This window comes from Streptomyces viridifaciens, assembly GCF_001888885.2.
GTDB lineage: Bacteria > Actinomycetota > Actinomycetes > Streptomycetales > Streptomycetaceae > Kitasatospora > Kitasatospora aureofaciens.
In genome coordinates this window covers 843903-859110 of sequence record NZ_CP090840.1, presented here as the reverse complement: position 1 = coordinate 859110, position 15208 = coordinate 843903, and the positions used below count along the sequence as shown (strand labels likewise).

At 70.9% G+C, this 15208-nt stretch carries 15 protein-coding genes; 8 read left to right on the top strand and 7 right to left on the bottom strand.

The genetic code is table 11. From position 1 onward, the window contains the following. Nucleotides 1-63: 63 nt before the first annotated feature. Entirely contained in the window at nt 64-828 is a 765-nt protein-coding gene (locus tag BOQ63_RS03955; protein WP_030555668.1) for a maleylpyruvate isomerase family mycothiol-dependent enzyme, read from the bottom strand. 690 nt (nt 829-1518) lie between these two features. Here BOQ63_RS03955 and BOQ63_RS03950 point away from each other — a divergent pair. The 4 genes from BOQ63_RS03950 to BOQ63_RS03935 all read left to right on the top strand — a co-directional run bounded on the left by BOQ63_RS03950 (nt 1519) and on the right by BOQ63_RS03935 (nt 4559). Next, nucleotides 1519-1914 (top strand): aggregation-promoting factor C-terminal-like domain-containing protein, encoded by a 396-nt coding sequence (locus tag BOQ63_RS03950; RefSeq protein ID WP_046386667.1) that lies wholly within the window; start codon nt 1519-1521, stop codon nt 1912-1914. A gap of 243 nt (nt 1915-2157) precedes the next feature. Next, nucleotides 2158-3309, top strand: coding sequence for an inorganic phosphate transporter (locus tag BOQ63_RS03945; RefSeq protein ID WP_072653391.1), 1152 nt, complete (start codon nt 2158-2160; stop codon nt 3307-3309). Next, nucleotides 3306-3551: a hypothetical protein gene (locus BOQ63_RS03940; protein WP_030556675.1), complete on the top strand. Its 246-nt coding sequence runs from the start codon at nt 3306-3308 to the stop codon at nt 3549-3551. The genes BOQ63_RS03945 and BOQ63_RS03940 overlap by 4 nt, the downstream gene beginning before the upstream one ends. 642 nt (nt 3552-4193) lie before the next feature. Beyond that, nucleotides 4194-4559 carry a hypothetical protein gene (locus BOQ63_RS03935; protein ID WP_030556673.1) on the top strand — a complete coding sequence of 122 codons (366 nt, stop codon included), beginning with the start codon at nt 4194-4196 and terminating at the stop codon, nt 4557-4559. A 151-nt stretch (nt 4560-4710) separates the two neighbouring features. Here BOQ63_RS03935 and BOQ63_RS03930 read toward each other — a convergent pair whose 3' ends face one another. The 4 genes from BOQ63_RS03930 to BOQ63_RS03915 form a co-directional block, all read right to left on the bottom strand. Continuing rightward, entirely contained in the window at nt 4711-5118 is a 408-nt protein-coding gene (locus BOQ63_RS03930; RefSeq protein ID WP_072653390.1) for a hypothetical protein, read from the bottom strand. Nucleotides 5119-5191: 73 nt separating this feature from the next. After that, a complete protein-coding gene (locus BOQ63_RS03925) occupies nt 5192-5845 on the bottom strand; it encodes a TNT domain-containing protein (protein WP_050366172.1) in 654 nt (217 codons plus the stop codon). A gap of 562 nt (nt 5846-6407) precedes the next feature. Continuing rightward, nucleotides 6408-6893 (bottom strand): hypothetical protein, encoded by a 486-nt coding sequence (locus BOQ63_RS03920; protein ID WP_232543212.1) that lies wholly within the window; start codon nt 6891-6893, stop codon nt 6408-6410. A 77-nt stretch (nt 6894-6970) separates the two neighbouring features. Beyond that, nucleotides 6971-7402 carry a hypothetical protein gene (locus tag BOQ63_RS03915; protein ID WP_072653389.1) on the bottom strand — a complete coding sequence of 144 codons (432 nt, stop codon included), beginning with the start codon at nt 7400-7402 and terminating at the stop codon, nt 6971-6973. Nucleotides 7403-7725: 323 nt separating this feature from the next. Between BOQ63_RS03915 and BOQ63_RS03910 the strand changes: the two genes are divergently transcribed. The 3 genes from BOQ63_RS03910 to BOQ63_RS03900 all read left to right on the top strand — a co-directional run bounded on the left by BOQ63_RS03910 (nt 7726) and on the right by BOQ63_RS03900 (nt 10706). Next, nucleotides 7726-8802, top strand: coding sequence for a PP2C family protein-serine/threonine phosphatase (locus BOQ63_RS03910; protein ID WP_043388132.1), 1077 nt, complete (start codon nt 7726-7728; stop codon nt 8800-8802). A 305-nt stretch (nt 8803-9107) separates the two neighbouring features. Next, the gene (locus BOQ63_RS03905) at nt 9108-9731 is read left to right on the top strand and encodes an LppU/SCO3897 family protein (protein WP_050366170.1); all 624 of its coding nucleotides are present in this window, start codon (nt 9108-9110) and stop codon (nt 9729-9731) included. 525 nt (nt 9732-10256) lie between these two features. Further along, nucleotides 10257-10706, top strand: coding sequence for a nuclear transport factor 2 family protein (locus BOQ63_RS03900; RefSeq protein WP_030556660.1), 450 nt, complete (start codon nt 10257-10259; stop codon nt 10704-10706). A 153-nt stretch (nt 10707-10859) separates the two neighbouring features. On the opposite strand, the gene BOQ63_RS03895 is transcribed toward BOQ63_RS03900, so the two are convergent. Both BOQ63_RS03895 and BOQ63_RS03890 read right to left on the bottom strand, forming a co-directional pair. Continuing rightward, nucleotides 10860-12533 (bottom strand): IS1182 family transposase, encoded by a 1674-nt coding sequence (locus BOQ63_RS03895; RefSeq protein ID WP_072653816.1) that lies wholly within the window; start codon nt 12531-12533, stop codon nt 10860-10862. 151 nt (nt 12534-12684) lie between these two features. After that, complete coding sequence (locus BOQ63_RS03890) at nt 12685-13224, bottom strand: hypothetical protein (protein ID WP_454130589.1); 540 nt, start codon at nt 13222-13224, stop codon at nt 12685-12687. A gap of 251 nt (nt 13225-13475) precedes the next feature. On the opposite strand from BOQ63_RS03890, the gene BOQ63_RS03885 reads away from it, so the two are divergent. Further along, the gene (locus BOQ63_RS03885; RefSeq protein WP_072653388.1) at nt 13476-14687 is read left to right on the top strand and encodes an alpha/beta hydrolase family protein; all 1212 of its coding nucleotides are present in this window, start codon (nt 13476-13478) and stop codon (nt 14685-14687) included. Nucleotides 14688-15208: the final 521 nt, after the last annotated feature.

Here is a 15208-nt window from a genome sequence, read left to right as displayed (position 1 = left end):
GTCCTGGGACGACGGTCCTGGGACGACGGCCCGTGTGAAAGAAGGGCAGCCAGGGGACCGGTCTCAGCCCCAGTTCTGCAGCCGCTGGAGCAGGTCGGCGTCGCCCTCCATCCGCAGCGATTCGGCCGGGATGCGCATGTACATGAGCAGGGCCATCTCGCTCGCCGTGCCGTAGATGGCGGCGGTGGGCTTGCTCTCGGCGGCCTCCGCCGCGCTGAGGCGGGTGAAGCGGGAACCGGCGGCGTCCACCGTCTGGCGCCAGGAGCCGGCCTCGGCTGCGTGGTAGTCCATGGTGGCGGGCTCGTCCGGCCACGGGACCGTGACGGTGCAGACGGTGGCGAGGAACTCCTCGATGGCGTCGACCGCCTCGGTCGTCGGCAGCTCCTGCGGTGTACCGGAGGCCAGCTGGGCGTCGTAGGTGTGGATCAGCGACTCCGGGACGCGGCGGCGGGCCACGGCGGCCACCGTGTGCGGCGAGGCCAGCGGCTCCCACCAGGCCCAGCAGCCCCGGTCCGGGCCGGCCTCGCGCAGAGCGGTGAGCAGCTGCTCCGTCGAGTCGGCCAGCCAGGTTATGAGGGCCTCGCGCTCCTTGGGCGCCGCCAGCCCGTCCTTGCTCGGCCGCTCGTCGCCCGGCGCGGTGTTCAGCACGATGTAGGCCCAGAAGCGGTCACCCTCACTGAGGTGGTTCGCGAGGTCGTACAGCGTCCACCCCGGGCAGGACGGGACGTCGGCGTCGAGGCTGGGGGCCTCCGCGACGGCGGCGCGGAACGCGGCGGACCGCTCGTCAATCATCCGCAGCAGGGTGGAGAAGTGGAGATGTTCAGTCACGTGGAACTTGTATCACCGGGACTGGGACGTCCGCACTCGATTAAGACTGACCGGTAACTCGAGCATCTCCACGGCAGGCTCAGCTATGAGGAGCAGCCGTGGATCTTCGACGACGACATCCTCATGTCCGCCGTAAGCCGGTTGAAGCGCAGCGACAGCAGATGGATCTCCGCTCAAGCCGCCGCACCGAACTGGCCCCGGGCCTTGAAAGACACCATCAGGGCGATTCTGACCACAGGTGGGTGAGCGGACCTGCCACCACTACCGTGTTGACCCAGTGTGACGGCGGGGGAGGCGTGGGTGATGCCGGCAGGCTTCGCGGGGTGAGTGCCCTCACATCGGAATGTGAGACACGATGCCGGATAGTGGTGTCCGTTTTGTTCTCTTTTAAGCCCATGTGGACCGTGCTGGGAAGGTGTTTTCCCGGGTCGGAAGGGTGGGCGCGTTACGGGTGGCCGCTTCCCCCAAACCGATGCGGCCACGGCGGCTACGACCGCGGGTCGTAGCAAGGGGGTCTTGGCGGGGGCGGTTGCGGTCTGGCAGCTTGGCATTCGTCGTCAGCCACACCGGCTCCTGTCCCGCCGGATGCGGCTAACCGCCGACTCACGCCCCGCGACTGTTCGGCCCCTGTCCGGCCACGGTCGAGGCGGGGCGTGAGCGCGGCCCAACCCGATTGAGGTCTTGCTCTACATGCCCGCTTTCAAGCTCCGTATGCGTACCTCCGCCGCGATCCTGGCCGGCGCCGCCGGTGTGACCGCCCTGGGTGCCGCCGTGGTCCCCGCCGTGGCCTCGGCCGCGGACGCCTCCCCGCAGGCCGTCGCCGCCCGGATCGTCCCCGCGGACCAGCTGGCCTCGTTCAGCCAGATCGTCTCCCACGAGTCCGGCTGGAACGTGACCGCGACGAACCCGAGCTCGGGCTCCTACGGACTGGGCCAGGCCCTGCCGGCCTCCAAGATGGCCTCCGCCGGCGCCGACTGGAAGACCAACCCCGCCACCCAGATCAAGTGGACGCTGGACTACATGAACACCCGCTACGGCAGCCCCAACGCCGCGTGGGCCTTCTGGCAGAACCACCACTGGTACTGAGCCGACCTCCGGCTCCCCCCGTGCCCCGGGGCCGGACAGGGGCCACCGTGGCAACCCACCAGGGCCCGGGCCCGCGCAACCGCGCGGCCCGGGCCCTCGTGCCGTTTTCCGACCGGCTCCCCCTCCTGGGCCGCGCGTCCCTCCAGGCCACCGGCATCCTGGACCTCCCCGCTCGGCAGCGGGGAGAACGGCCGGGGAGTGTCGTGCACCGGCGCGGGCCGGGCGGCCGGTTAGGTTCCTACCGTGACCGGCAATGACGTGGTCCTGGCACTGGTGATCACGACCGGGCTGGGTTTCGACTTCACCAACGGGTTCCACGACACCGGCAACGCCATGGCGACCTCCATCGTCACCGGCGCCCTCCGGCCGCGTCTCGCGGTCGCCGTGTCGGCGTTGCTGAACCTGGTCGGTGCCTTCCTGTCGACGGCGGTCGCCGCGACCATCGCCGGTGGCCTGGTGAACAGCCACGACGTGACCCTGACGGTCGTCATGGCGGGACTGACCGGAAGCATCCTGTGGAACCTGACGACCTGGTTCCTCGGAATCCCCTCCAGCTCCTCCCACGCGCTGATCGGAGGTGTGGTCGGGGCGACGATGGCGGCGGCGGGCGGCTCCGCGGTCAAGTGGCAGGGGCTGGTCTCCAAAGTGATCGTGCCCGCCGCCCTGTCGCCGGTCATCGCCGGCGTGGTCGCCGCGCTCGGCACCTACCTGGTCTACCGCCTCACCCGCGGCGTGTCCGAGGACTCGCAACGGCACGGCTTCCGGCTCGGCCAGATCGGCTCCGCCTGCATGGTCTCGCTCGCCCACGGCACGAACGACGCACAGAAGACCATGGGCGTGATCACCCTGGCGCTGATCGCCAACGGCACGCTGTCCGCCGGAGCGAAGTCACCGACCTGGGTGATCGCCTCCTGCGCGGGGGCGATCGCCCTCGGCACCTACATCGGCGGCTGGCGCGTCATCCGCGCGCTGGGCAAGGGACTGGTGGAGATCGACGCGCCGCAGGGGATGGCCAGCGAGTCGGCGTCGGCCGCGGTGATCCTCTCCTCGACCGACTTCGGCTACTCGCTCTCCACCACGCACGTGGCCACCGGGTCGATCCTCGGTGCGGGGGTGGGCCGGAAGGGCGCGGTGGTGCGCTGGCAGATCGCCAACCGGATGGTGGTCGCCTGGCTGCTCACCCTTCCCGCCGCGGCGGTGGTCGGCGCGCTCGCCTACTGGGGCGCCGACGGGATCGGGGGGACCGCGGGGGTGGTGGCGATCGACGTCGTGCTGGTGCTGGCCGCGATCGCCTTCTACGCCGCTTCCCGCCACCCGGCCGTCACCCCGGAGAACGTCAACGCCGCGTGGACGGGTTCGGTCGTCCCGCGCGCCGCGCGCAGGAGCGGCCCGTGAACTCCTGGATCAACCTCGACGCGCTGTGGAAGATCATCGTGGTGGGAGTGCTGGTCGGCGCCGGGCTGCCCGCGCTGTTCGCCATCGGCGTGCGCGCCCTCAACCCGCCGGCCCGCACGGACAGGGCCGCCGCCACGCCTCCGGCCGCCGGACCGATCGGCTACCTCGTCGCCGCGGTGTGCTTCGCGGTGGTCCTCGCCGCGATCGGGTGGGGTGTGTCCGTCATCGTCAGCCACCGCTGACCGGCGCCGGCGTCGTCCCCGAGCAGCGAAGAACCCCTCGCGCGCCCTGACCCGCACCGCGTCGGCCGACGTTCCCCGCGGCGCGCCGACCGCCGCCAACGGCCCGAGGGGGGGCGGAAACGGCGATGGGCTCAGCCGTCCGGTCGGTGGCCTCACCAGTCGGGCCGGCCAGGGCACTTGCGCACCGTGCCGTTCCCGGGGCACGTCGATGAGCAACCTCCTGGAAGCCGCCTACCGGGTCGGGGCGGGGAGACGGAGAAGGAGCAGGTGCGCGCTCGCTACGGTTGGGCCGCGGCCGACCCCGCCGGGACCGGCCGGACGTCGTCCCGTCCCTGCCCCGCCCCGCCAGGAGCCGGGCAGGGGCGGTGCTCCGAATACTCGAACTCCAGACCCCACCACGTGCACCAGAGCGACCGACCGGCCCCGCGTCCGTGGTGCTGGACGTGCCGATGGGGCGCCCGCACCGTCCCGGTGTCCCGGGGGCGCGCGGCAATGCCCTTTCCCCGCAAGGGCGTTGACGGAAGTAGTTCGAGTACGTGACGCTCGGTGGACAGCCCGGAGCGGGCCGTCGGCCGCGCTGCGGAGCGCCGTCCCGACGCCCCGGCCGGATGTCCACCCCGCACCCCTTGTGGAGGTACCACCATGTCCAGCCGCGGTCTCGCCGTTCCCGGAGCCGCCGTCGCCGCTCTCGCCCTCGCCGCCCTGTTCCTCCCGGCCGCCGGCGCCCACGCCGCACCGCGCGCCGACTCGTGCACCAACAACTGGAGCATCAGCTCCGCCGAAGGCTACGCGAACGGGAAGTGGTGCAACTACGACACCAAGGTCATCGGCACGGTGCACGACACCAAGGCGGACGGCCGCTGCCCCTACGTGCGCGGAGACCTCTCCAACGGCGGCCACGTCGACAGCGACTGGGCCGGTGGAAAGGGCAAGTCCCGCTCCATCACCCTCCTCGCCCCCTCGAACAGCCACTTCACCAGCCTCAGCATGCGCTACATCAACTGTTGACGCCCATCGCGGCGGCAGGGGCCTGGGCATGACGGCCCCTGCCCGTCCGCCCTGGGCCTCCCCGGGTCCGTCCGCGCACCCGCCGCGCACACGCCGCGGGCGCGCCACCGGCGCGCGGTCCGGGTGTGGCCGGTCAGTCGTCCTCCCGCGGTCACGGCGAGGGCGGTGGCTCGGCGGGACCGTCGGCAGCGGCCGGCTCCTGGAGGGTCCGGCGGCGGGCCTCGGCAAGGGCCCGCTCGAACTGCTCGCGGGCCCGCCGCTGGATTCCGTCGCTGTCGTGCAGGAGCGCGTCCATCTCCTCCGGCGTGGCCGGGACGGGGGCCGGTCCCCCGTCGGTCAGGCGGTCGTAGAGCCATCGGCACGCACGGTCCTCGTCCGTGAACCGCTCGAGCACCGCTCGCTCGCCGCGCTCATGGACTCCCACGACCCACACGCCGGCGCGTTCTTCGAGGAAGTAGCGGTCGGCCCGCTGAGGGCCGCCGGGACAACCGGGGATCTCGTAGTACGGCTGCGGGACCCCGGCCGCTCGAAGGGCCCGGCGCAGTTGGAACCGGTCCATGAAGCCAGTCTCCCTCCCGCCGGCAAAACACCGGGGGCCCGGCCCCTGAGGGCCGGGCCTCGGCGTCACGACGTCATCGCGAGGTGGCTTTCCCCGCCACCGGCGCGGACTCCCGCTCCATCTGTGCCTCGTCCTCGTCCACCGGCGTGGTCTTCACCCTCACCAGGGTGCCGTTGTTCACCAGCGTGGCGACGGTGGCGAAGGGGATGCTCGGGCAGAACCTGCTCGACGCCACGTACTGGATGGCCCCGCCCGGTTGCTCGAACGCCGGGGCGGCCGGCCCCGCACACACGGTGACGTCCTTCGCCACCCGGTACAGGTTGTAGTCGTACGGGTAGCGGGGGTCGATGGTGTTGAGGCTCGACGGCGGGATCGCCCGCTGGCCGTACTTCGTGCCCGCCGGGGAGAAGAACCGGCCCGATTCGTTGCCGAACCGGTCGACCATCAGGTTCTGGCCCGCCTGGAGCAGCAACGGCGCTGCGAGCACGCCGCCCATCGAGTCGTGCTCGAAGCCGTCGTCGTTCGGGTACTTCCAGTCGCCCTCGCCCGAATCCAGGGAGGGGTCCCACCACCTGTTCAGGAACTCCACGGCGGTCAGCCCGCCGAGCCGGTCGTAGCCCTCAAGGATGTTGCCCAGCAGCCCACGGGTCGGCAGCCGCTTGGGGCCCAGCCGCCAGTCGCCGCAGTAGTAGTACGGGCGGAATTCCTCGGGGATGGGATACGGCACCAGTCCCTTGCACGCACGCGGACCGTGATCGCCGTCCTCGTCCCCCCGCTGTACGGGCAACCCCACCGGCCCGGGCGCCGGCACGCCCGACCCGACCTGCCCGAAGGCGCCCGCTCGACGAGCGCCGTCCTCGACCGCGGGCGCGGCCGACGACACGGATGGGCCCATGACCACGGAACCGACCAGGCCGACCGCAGCGGCGAAGCCGACACACCACCTTGACGATCTCACTGAACCTCCCAGGGGAACTCGGCGTCCGGCACAGGCCGCCCGGCCCGCCGGGACGACCGTGGAACGGCCGGAATGACGAGATCACTGAAGCCGACGGGATCGACGAGTGCGAGCAGACGTGCCGCACCCGCGTCCGAACGGGTCCGGCGGGAGTACGACCTGACGCGCCGCCCGGGTGACACGACGAGCGGCGCGCCGAACATTCGTGTGAGGCTCCTCCGACGTGCAAGCGGCGGTAGCCGGCACGGCCGCTGATGCCGGGTCGCCGAACAACGACCCGCGTGACGGTGACGGCTTGGGCGACCGAACAGGTGGCCCCGGATCCACCGGTTCAGAGACACGTCCAGCAGTACAGCAGGTCGCCGGCCACCCGGGCACGCCGCGCGAGCCCGGCCAGATCCCCGACCACCGGACACAGGCTCTCGGCGGAGGCCCCGTGCAACTCCTCCGCCCGCGCCCAGCGGGCGGCGACCGCCGGAATGTCCTCATCCGGTATCGCGGCGAGCGTGTCGCGGGTGCCGGCGTCGAGTTCGAACACCCACGGGCCCGTCAGCCAGGGGTCGTCCTCGTCCTCGGGCCCGTCCCGGCCGGGAGGTGGCGTGGCCGGCCAGACCGGCGTGTCGCCCACGAGGTCGACGGCCCACGGCACTTGGCGGACAGCGGCCACCAGCTGCCCGAGGACGACGGTCGGATCCAGCCCCTTGGCCTCGACCCCGTCCAACGCCCGCTGCGGCCCGAGGAGCGGCGATCCCCCGTCGGCCGCCTCCAGCACCCGCCGGACCACAGCCGCGTCCGCCGCGCGGAAATAGTCGGTCATCACACCCATCGTCCTGCCCTCCCCTGCGCGTCTCGTGCGTCACGGGAAGTAGAGCAGGCCCCACTGACATTGATGCCCTACCAGGCCGGCCGCGGATCCCTCCGCTCCTCGGAGAACCCCGCCGGCACCGGTGTCGCAGCGCGCCACAGCAGCCCGGGGGCGGGCACGAACTCGGTAGAGGGCGCCAGCGGATGGAGCCGCCGATGCCCCGGGACGGGAATCTCGGTCAACCGCCCGTCCCGCATCATCCACAACCCGAAGCAGTCGTCCTCCTCGTCAGGGATCAACACCTGAACACTCTCCGGCGCCTTCCACGGCAGCGACTCCAAGTGGCGCAGCAACCCCGTCCGCTGCCCCATCCGGTCGAACTCGGCCGCCCAGGCCTCAGTGAACGTGGGCAGCGGCACGAAGCACCCGTACCAACTACGCGAGGCATCCGGCCGACACAGCGGCGCCATCGCCTCCTCATCCCACGGAGCCAGCACGAGGACCTGCGCGATTCTGGTCATGCGGCAGTATCGGCGCAGGACACACCGGTGAAGCAACCGAATTCGAGCGGGGTGCCCAGCGGGGACGAGCACAGGAAGTCGGCCCGCCGCCCGCGCCGCCGCCGTGATCGACCATGACGGGCGCGTCCTGCTCGTGGCCCGGGCGGGGTCCGGAGGAGCCCTCCGTCGAAGCTTGCGCATGGCTGCGAACGGCGTCGTGCGGTGACCGGTCACCCCTCGACGGGCGGACAGGGTGTGCGGCTGGAGCCGGTCCGGCGCACAGTTGGGGGATGGGTGTCGGGGTGCGTCGGGCTGACGACGAGAGGCTCGGGCGGCGGAATCGGATGCTGGTGCTGATCCCGGTCGCCCTGATCGTGCTGATCACCGTGGTCGACATCCACTCCTCCAAGGACATCCACCTCGGCCCGCTGCTGGTGATCGCTCCGGCGCTCACGCCGTCCTTCGCCGGACCCAGGGCCACAGCGGCGATCGGGGCACTCGCGGTGGCAGCGCAGGTGTTCATCGCGGTCCTGCACGGCGGGTTGACCACCAGCAACCACCTCGCGCAGATCGCCGCACTCACCGTCCTCTCGGCGCTGATCGTCGTCTTCACGCTGGTGCGCGAACACCGCAACCGCCAGCTCGTACGGGCGCAGTCGGTCTCTGAGGCCGCGCAGCGCGCTCTCCTGCGACCGCTGCCCGACCGGATCGGCCCTCTGGAACTCGCCACGACGTACCTCGCGGCCGAGGACGAGACCCACATCGGCGGCGATCTGTACACCGCCACCCGCACCGACGACGGGACCCGGGTCCTGATCGGCGACGTGCGCGGCAAGGGCCTGGCCGCCGTCGGCGAGGCAGCGCTGCTGTTGAGCGCGTTCCGGCTGGTCGCAGCGCGCCACCGCGACCTGGCCGACCTCGCCCGCACCCTGCACCGGCACGTGGAACGCTACCTGGTCGACTTCGCCGACAGCGGCGACGAGACCGGCGAGCACTTCATCACCGCACTGCTCCTGGACATTCCCGATGACGAGCCGGTCGTCAGCCTGACGAACTGCGGCCACCCCCCACCGCTCCTGCTGCGGCAGGGCCGTGTCAGGGTGCTGGAGGACACCGAGGCGGCACCGCCCCTGGGCGTCCCGGTCGCGGCCCCGGACGCGCACCGAAGCCGGACCACCCCCTTCCGCAGCGACGACACCCTGCTGCTCTACACGGACGGTGTGACCGAGGCACGCGACCGCGACGGAGTCTTCTACCCACTGGCCGAGCGCACCGCCCGCTGGGCGACCTGTGCCCCCGAGGCGTTGGTGGCCCACCTGCGCCGGGACCTCCTCTCCCACTGCGGGGGGCGCCTCGGCGACGACGCGGCGATCATCGCGATCCGACGCACGCCCACGGCCGGCCACCCTGCCGAGTCCTGACCCCGGGCCGTCGCCCGGACGGGGCGGGTCCGGGATCCGGGCCGCCCGGAGGCTGTCCCCATGATCACGGTTCGGTGACCTTCCGGCCCTTGGGAGGCCCATGGCCCGTTCTCGGTGTTCGCAGGGCGGTAGGTTTCCGAACACACTTTCTTGACCACCACGGGGGATTCACCATTTCCACTCAGTCTGCCGAGCTGCCCGACGCCACCGCGCCCACGGAGACCGCCTCCGCGGCCCCGGTCCAGGGAGCGCCCGGGTACGGCGAGGGGCACCTCACCTGCGCCGTCTGCGGCTCCGTCCCGGCTGTGGACGCCACCATCCGCGGCCACCAGGGCTTCGTCATCGTCATGCGCTACCTCAAGCGACGAGGTCCGTTCTGCCGCACCTGCGGCATCGCCACCCACCGGGAGATGACCTCCGACACCCTCTGGCAGGGCTGGTGGGGCATTCCGTCGATGATCGTCAACCCGATCGTCATGCTGTTCAACATCCCGCAGCGGTTGAAGATCAACAAGCTGGCGGAGCCGCTGCCCGGAGCCCCCGGCACGCCGATGGACACCGGCAAACCGGTCTACCTGCGGCCCACGATCGTCGGCCTGCTGATCCCGGCGGTCCTGATCGCGCTGCTCTTCACCCTGTTGAAGGACGACCCCGAGTTCGCCAAGGCCGGCGACTGCGTCCACAACAGCAGCCCGCTCGCCATGTCCGGCCTGAACGACAACAACCCGGACGTCAAGGTGGTCCCCTGCTCCGACCCGCAGGCTGACGCCCGCGTCGTGGGCCGGGCCGACGACACCACCGACGGTGAAGCGGAGTGCCGCAAGTACCCCGACGCCGACAGCTACTTCACGTACAAGCGGGGGAGCGACAAGTACCTGCTGTGTCTGACGAGCCTCAAGCCGCGGCCGAAGCTGACCTTCACCCCGTGACCGGGCGGCCGGGGGCGGGCGGGGACTCCCGGTAGACGTCCGCGTGGGCGGGAGAGTCCTTGACCAGGTCGTCGCAGAACGCGGGCACGTCGGTTCACGCAAGCCCTGCGCGCCCACCCCTGAACAGCGACCGGCGGGCCCGCCTGCGGGGCCCGCCCGTCGCTGCTCGGAGCAACTCGCGAAGACGTTCAGGCCCCCATGAGCGCACCGGGCGGTGAACGCGGCGCTGCGCCCGTACTGGCCGTGCCGGGGCTCGATCGGCGGAAAGGGAGGCTCGACGCTGGAGCTGCGGGAGATGGCCGGTCCGGAACGGTTGGAGTGCCCGCAGTGCGAGCGGGTGCGAGCGGGTCCGTGCCGAGAAGGTGGATGACCCGTGGTGGGAGGACCGCGTACTGCACGCCCTCCCCGGCGAATGGCCGCCGGGTGTGATCAGGCGGGCTGGCCGGTGCGGTTGAGCGTGGCGGCGAGGAGCTCGATGTCGGATTGCCGCCAGCGGGTTTCGGCTGCGGCACCCATGCTGGCGGCATGACGAGGTCATCCGCTACGGAATCAGTGCGAGTTCTCACCGGCATGTACGCGGCGGAGGCGCAGTACTTCGCGGCCGGAGGCCCCGGCGAGGCGTCGTTCGACCTGCTCGCCCCCTTCTTCGCTCCGGACGTCGAGCTGCACCAAGCAGCTGCACTGCCCTACGGGGGCATCTGGCGCGGGCACGCGGGCATGACGCGGTTCTTCCTCACGATGGGGCAGGTGTGGGAGTCCTTCGACATGGTGGAGCAGGAGTTCCTCGCCACCGGTGAGACCGCGGTCGTGCTCACGCAGGTCCGCGCCCGCGCTCGTGCGACCGGCCGAGTGCTCAACTTCCCGGTTCTGCAGACGATCACGGTCAAGGGCGGGCGGATCACGGAGGTCCGCCCGTTCTACTGGGACACGCGGGCTATCGCCGACGCCTGCGCGGCGCCGTCACCGGAGGAGTGAGCTGGGCTGCCGCGGACCACGTCCGGGGTCGAGGCCGGGCGCGCTGCCCCGGCGGGTCCGCTGCCGGCTGGCCAGCGGTCGGCCCGCCGGGCGAACGGGCCCGCCACCGCCGATGGCCGCTGCCACATTCATGACCCTGTTGCCCAATTGATCTCACGCGGCGAGGTCGAGGGCTGCGAGATGGGAAGTGCGCGTCGGTGCGAGTGGACTTCCGTTCCACCAGGCGTCGAGTCGGATCAGGTTGATGGCGGTGGCCATGAAGATGTGGGCCAGGTGCGTCTTCGCCAGGCTGGTGTAGCGGGTGCGGCGGGCTCCGGTGGTAGCGACGGCCTGGTGAATGGTTCCTTCCACTCCTGCGCGGGCCGCGTAGCGGCCCTTCCAGTCCTCGGTGGCCTGTTCGGCCCGGACGCGTTCGAGGAGGACGTCTTGGTCCTGGGGGCGGACGGTGAGCTGTCGGCCGTACTGGGTCGAGCGGGTGCACTGGTCGCGGACCGGACACGGCGCGCATGTCTGGGTGGCGAAGCGGATCCGGACGGCCGGACGACCGTTGTTGTCGTAACCCTCGGTCCAGTACCTGCTGTTGGCGCCGTTCGGGCAGGTCGCCTGCCGCGCGTCCCAGTCGATGCTGAAGGACGTTTTGCCGTAGCCGGCGGCCTGGACGGCCTGGCGTGTGCTGTTCGGTCTCACCGGACCAATGACTTCGACACCGCGTTCAACCGGTGAGGTCAGCAGCAGTTCGGCGGAGACGTAGCCGGAGTCCAGAAGGTGCTCGGACGGCAGCAGGCCTTTGTCGTCGAGGCGATCGTGGATCTGCTCGACGACCACCGCGTCGTGGACCGTGGCATCGGTGGTGAGAACGTGGGTGATCATGTGCGGGCGCCCGACCTCACCGGGGTCGTCGCAGGTCTCGCTGAGGTGGACCTTGTAGCCGTCCCAGCCGGACCCGCGCTTCATGGCATAGCGGGAGTCGACGTCATAGGGGGAGGTGATCCTGGCACTGCTGGGCGGGCAATCGCCTTTCCCCCGCCAGGCCACCTCCTGGGCTCCGTCGGTCACCGTGCGGCTGAACTGCTGCATCCACACCGTCCGCAGGACGGCGACGGCGGGGACGTCCCGCAGCCAGCGCGGCGCCGTGGGTGTGAAGACCGTTTCGAGCAGTCGGTATCCGTCGGTGGCGATCTGTCGCGCCAGCTCGTCCCGCTCGTCCTGGGCGCTGGGCAATCGGTAGGCGTCCACCCGCGCCCGATAGCGTTGCTGCCAGGACGGGTCCATCCACGTCCTCAGCCACGCCGGCGCGGCGACCGCGATCGCCTCCAAAGCCGCCCGCAGTGTCTCTCCAACGAACTCCAAACGGTTCAAGTCCCGTACTGCGGCCAGGACATGCGTGGAGTCGGTGCGCTGTCGACCGCCAGGGGCGACCAGTCCCAGCTCCATCAGTCGCTGCAGTAGCAGGTCCAGGACCTTCTCCTCCAACCCGTACGCCAGGATCCGGTCGCGGAACCCGGTCAGCACGGTGAAGTCGAACCCCGGGTCCGACAGCTCGACGCCGAGGAGATACTTCCAGTCGATCCTTGCGCGTGTGGCGTGCGCGGCCTGGCGGTCGGTCAGGTTCTCAGCGAACTGCAGGACGCAGACCAACGCCAACTGTCCCGGCGAGACACCAGGACGGCCTCGGACACCGAAGGCGGACCTGAACTCCTCGTCTTCGAATAGCGGGCCGAGCTCGTCCCGGACCCTCATCGCCAGACAGCCTTTGGGGAAGGCAGCGAGGGCCACCTGCCGTGTCACCTGCGGGACCTCTACCCCTGGCCTCGACCCCATCGACACCACTCCACCCCGTTCCGCGGCCGAACGACGCACCCTGGATCAGACCGCTGAAGAGCGATCTTTCCGTCCAGCACACATCCAAGTGCGAGATCGCGAAGGGTTCACCCAATTGGGCAACAGGGTCATTCATGCAGAGGAAACGCAGCATCGCTCAGGGCTGGCCGGCAGTGTCAGCCGCATGCTCCTTGAGGAATGCGCCCGCATGGGCTGCGGCTTCCTCCACGGTCGCGTAGCACGCCCCGTCGTCGGCCGCACCGAATGCTCCGTCGGCGCCCTCGCCCCTCCAGCTCCAGCCGCCGGATGGAGCTTGGACCAGTTCGGCAGTCCCACCGAAGATTTCAAGGCTGGTCGGGCGCGCTGTCGCAAGCGCCGGCCGGGTGATGGCGCCGGGCCACTTCTTGCGGGCGCCCTGGCGGGTGATGCCCCACACGGCGCCCAACTGCTCGTAACTTGCCCCGTAGGAGCCGGCCGTCGCTGCCGCGTTCGCGGTCAGTCGCTTGACCTCCGCGTCCACCGCTCTCCAGGCGGCAAGGACCGACAGAGCCACCGCCACGGGGTCCGCGTCCCACATGCGGTCCGCGGAAAGCCCGGTCTCTCGAGAGCGAATGGCCGAGGCCAATGGGTTCAAGGCGTCGTACAGAGCCTTGTCGAGTTCTACCTGTTCTTCTTGGGTGATCTCAGGCAGCATCATGCGACAACTATAGTTCACAACTTCAAGGACGACAACTAAAGTTACCGGCTGGCGGTGTGATCACGCCCCAGCTCGGCCCAGATCTGCTGCTGCCCGAGGCCCTGCCGAAGCCGCCCGCTCGAGACTCCCCTTCGATCGGCACCGCCCAAGATCGGACGGACAACAGCCCACGCAGGGTGTAGCCAGTACCACCGTCAAGACGGAAACCAGTGTGATCGAGCGTCAGGGCGGCGCCGGGCAGGATCGTTCCCGTGAACACCACCTCGAACCGCAAGCGCCGTCTCAGCGCTGTCGCGATCCTGAGTCTCGCCGCATCGGTGGCCGCGACCGGCACCGGACTCGCCGCCACGACCCCGCCGTCCACCGTGCACGCGACCGCCGTCACAGCTGCCGCCGCGCCCCCGCGGTCCTTCCAAGGCACGCTCCCCGCGCCGACCGGCCCCTACGCCGCCGGCGAGGACGTCATCCACCTCACCGACGAGAGCCGTCCCGACCCGTGGGTGCCGTCATCGGGCCCGCGCCAACTGACCGTCACGATGGTCTACCCGGCCGTCCCCGGGACCGGAACCCCGGCCCCTTACATGACCCTCGGCGAGGCAGCCGGAATCCTCCAGCACCGGAAGATGCCGGCGAGCTCCGGCATCACCCCGCAGAACCTTGCCGGCGTCACCACTCACGCCTTCGACGGCGCGCGGCCGCAACGCGGCAAGCATCCGCTGGTGGTCCTCTCAGCCGCGGCCGAGAACCCGCGCATGATGCTCACCTCGCTCGCGACCGAGCTGGCCAGTCACGGCTACGTCGTCGCGCTCGTCGGCCACACCTACGAGGACACCGGCGAGACGCTGGCGGACGGCCAGACGCCGCCGTGCGCGATCTGCGATCACCCGGAAACGCTCGACTTCGACTCCGTCGCCGCCAGCCGCGCGCGGGACGTGTCCTTCGTGATCGACCAGTTGACGCACGGCAACAGCGCGTGGCGCCTGGCCCACCTCATCGACAAGCACGAGATCGGCATGGCCGGACACTCCCTCGGCGGAGCGGCGACGGCCGCCACGATGGTCGCCGACCCGCGCGTAGGGGCGGGGGTCGACATGGACGGCACCTTCTTCCCGGTCCCGACGCCCGGCCAGATCAACCGGCCGTTCCTCATGCTGGGCAGGGCCGACGGCCACACACCCGGCGGGGGTGGCGACGACGTCGTGTGGAAGCAGGCATGGGACGCCCTCGGCGGCTACAAGAAGTGGCTGACGGTCGCCGGCGCCGACCACTTCAGCTTCGCCGACCAGGACGTGCTTCAGGAGCAGGCCGGGGTCCCGTCGGCGTCGCCCCTCTCACCGGAACGCGGGGTGGAGATCACCCGCGAGTACGTGACGGCGTTCTTCGACCAGACGCTGAAGGGGAGCGACAGTCCGCTGCTGGACGGCCCCTCGCCGAACAATCCGGAAGTGCTCTTCCAGCAGTAGTGCAGCGCCGCTTTGATCCTTCGGGGGTTCATGCGGCTTTGAGTGGGCTGCCGTCGTAGGTCCAGCGGTAGGGCCCGGCGTCGTGTTCGTCATAGGCCGAGACGAAGGTGTCGATGGCCGCGGCCCGATGGCCGCGGCCAGTTCGTCGAGGGAGACGAACCGGCGCAGCGAGTGCGTGCGGAACGGCCGGGCAGCGCGGCGGGCTACGGGCACCTCACCACCGGCGCCTTGGGGCTCGCGGCGGCGCACGAGCGCACGCTCGATCGAGCGCGGGTGGACGACGAGCCCGACCTCGTCACGCAGTCGGGCAGCCAACTGCCATGCGGCGATGGCTGGTTCGGTCGAACGCCAGGCGTCGACGCTGCCCATGACCTCATCGGTCAGCTTGGTCGGGCCCTTCGGGCCGGGCTTGCCGGAGACCACGGTGCCCGGCCCGCCGGCGTCCAGGGCGGCGGCGATCTCGTAGACCGCCTGGCGGCGGTGGCCGAAGGCACGGGCGCCCTGGGCGACGGGCACCTTTT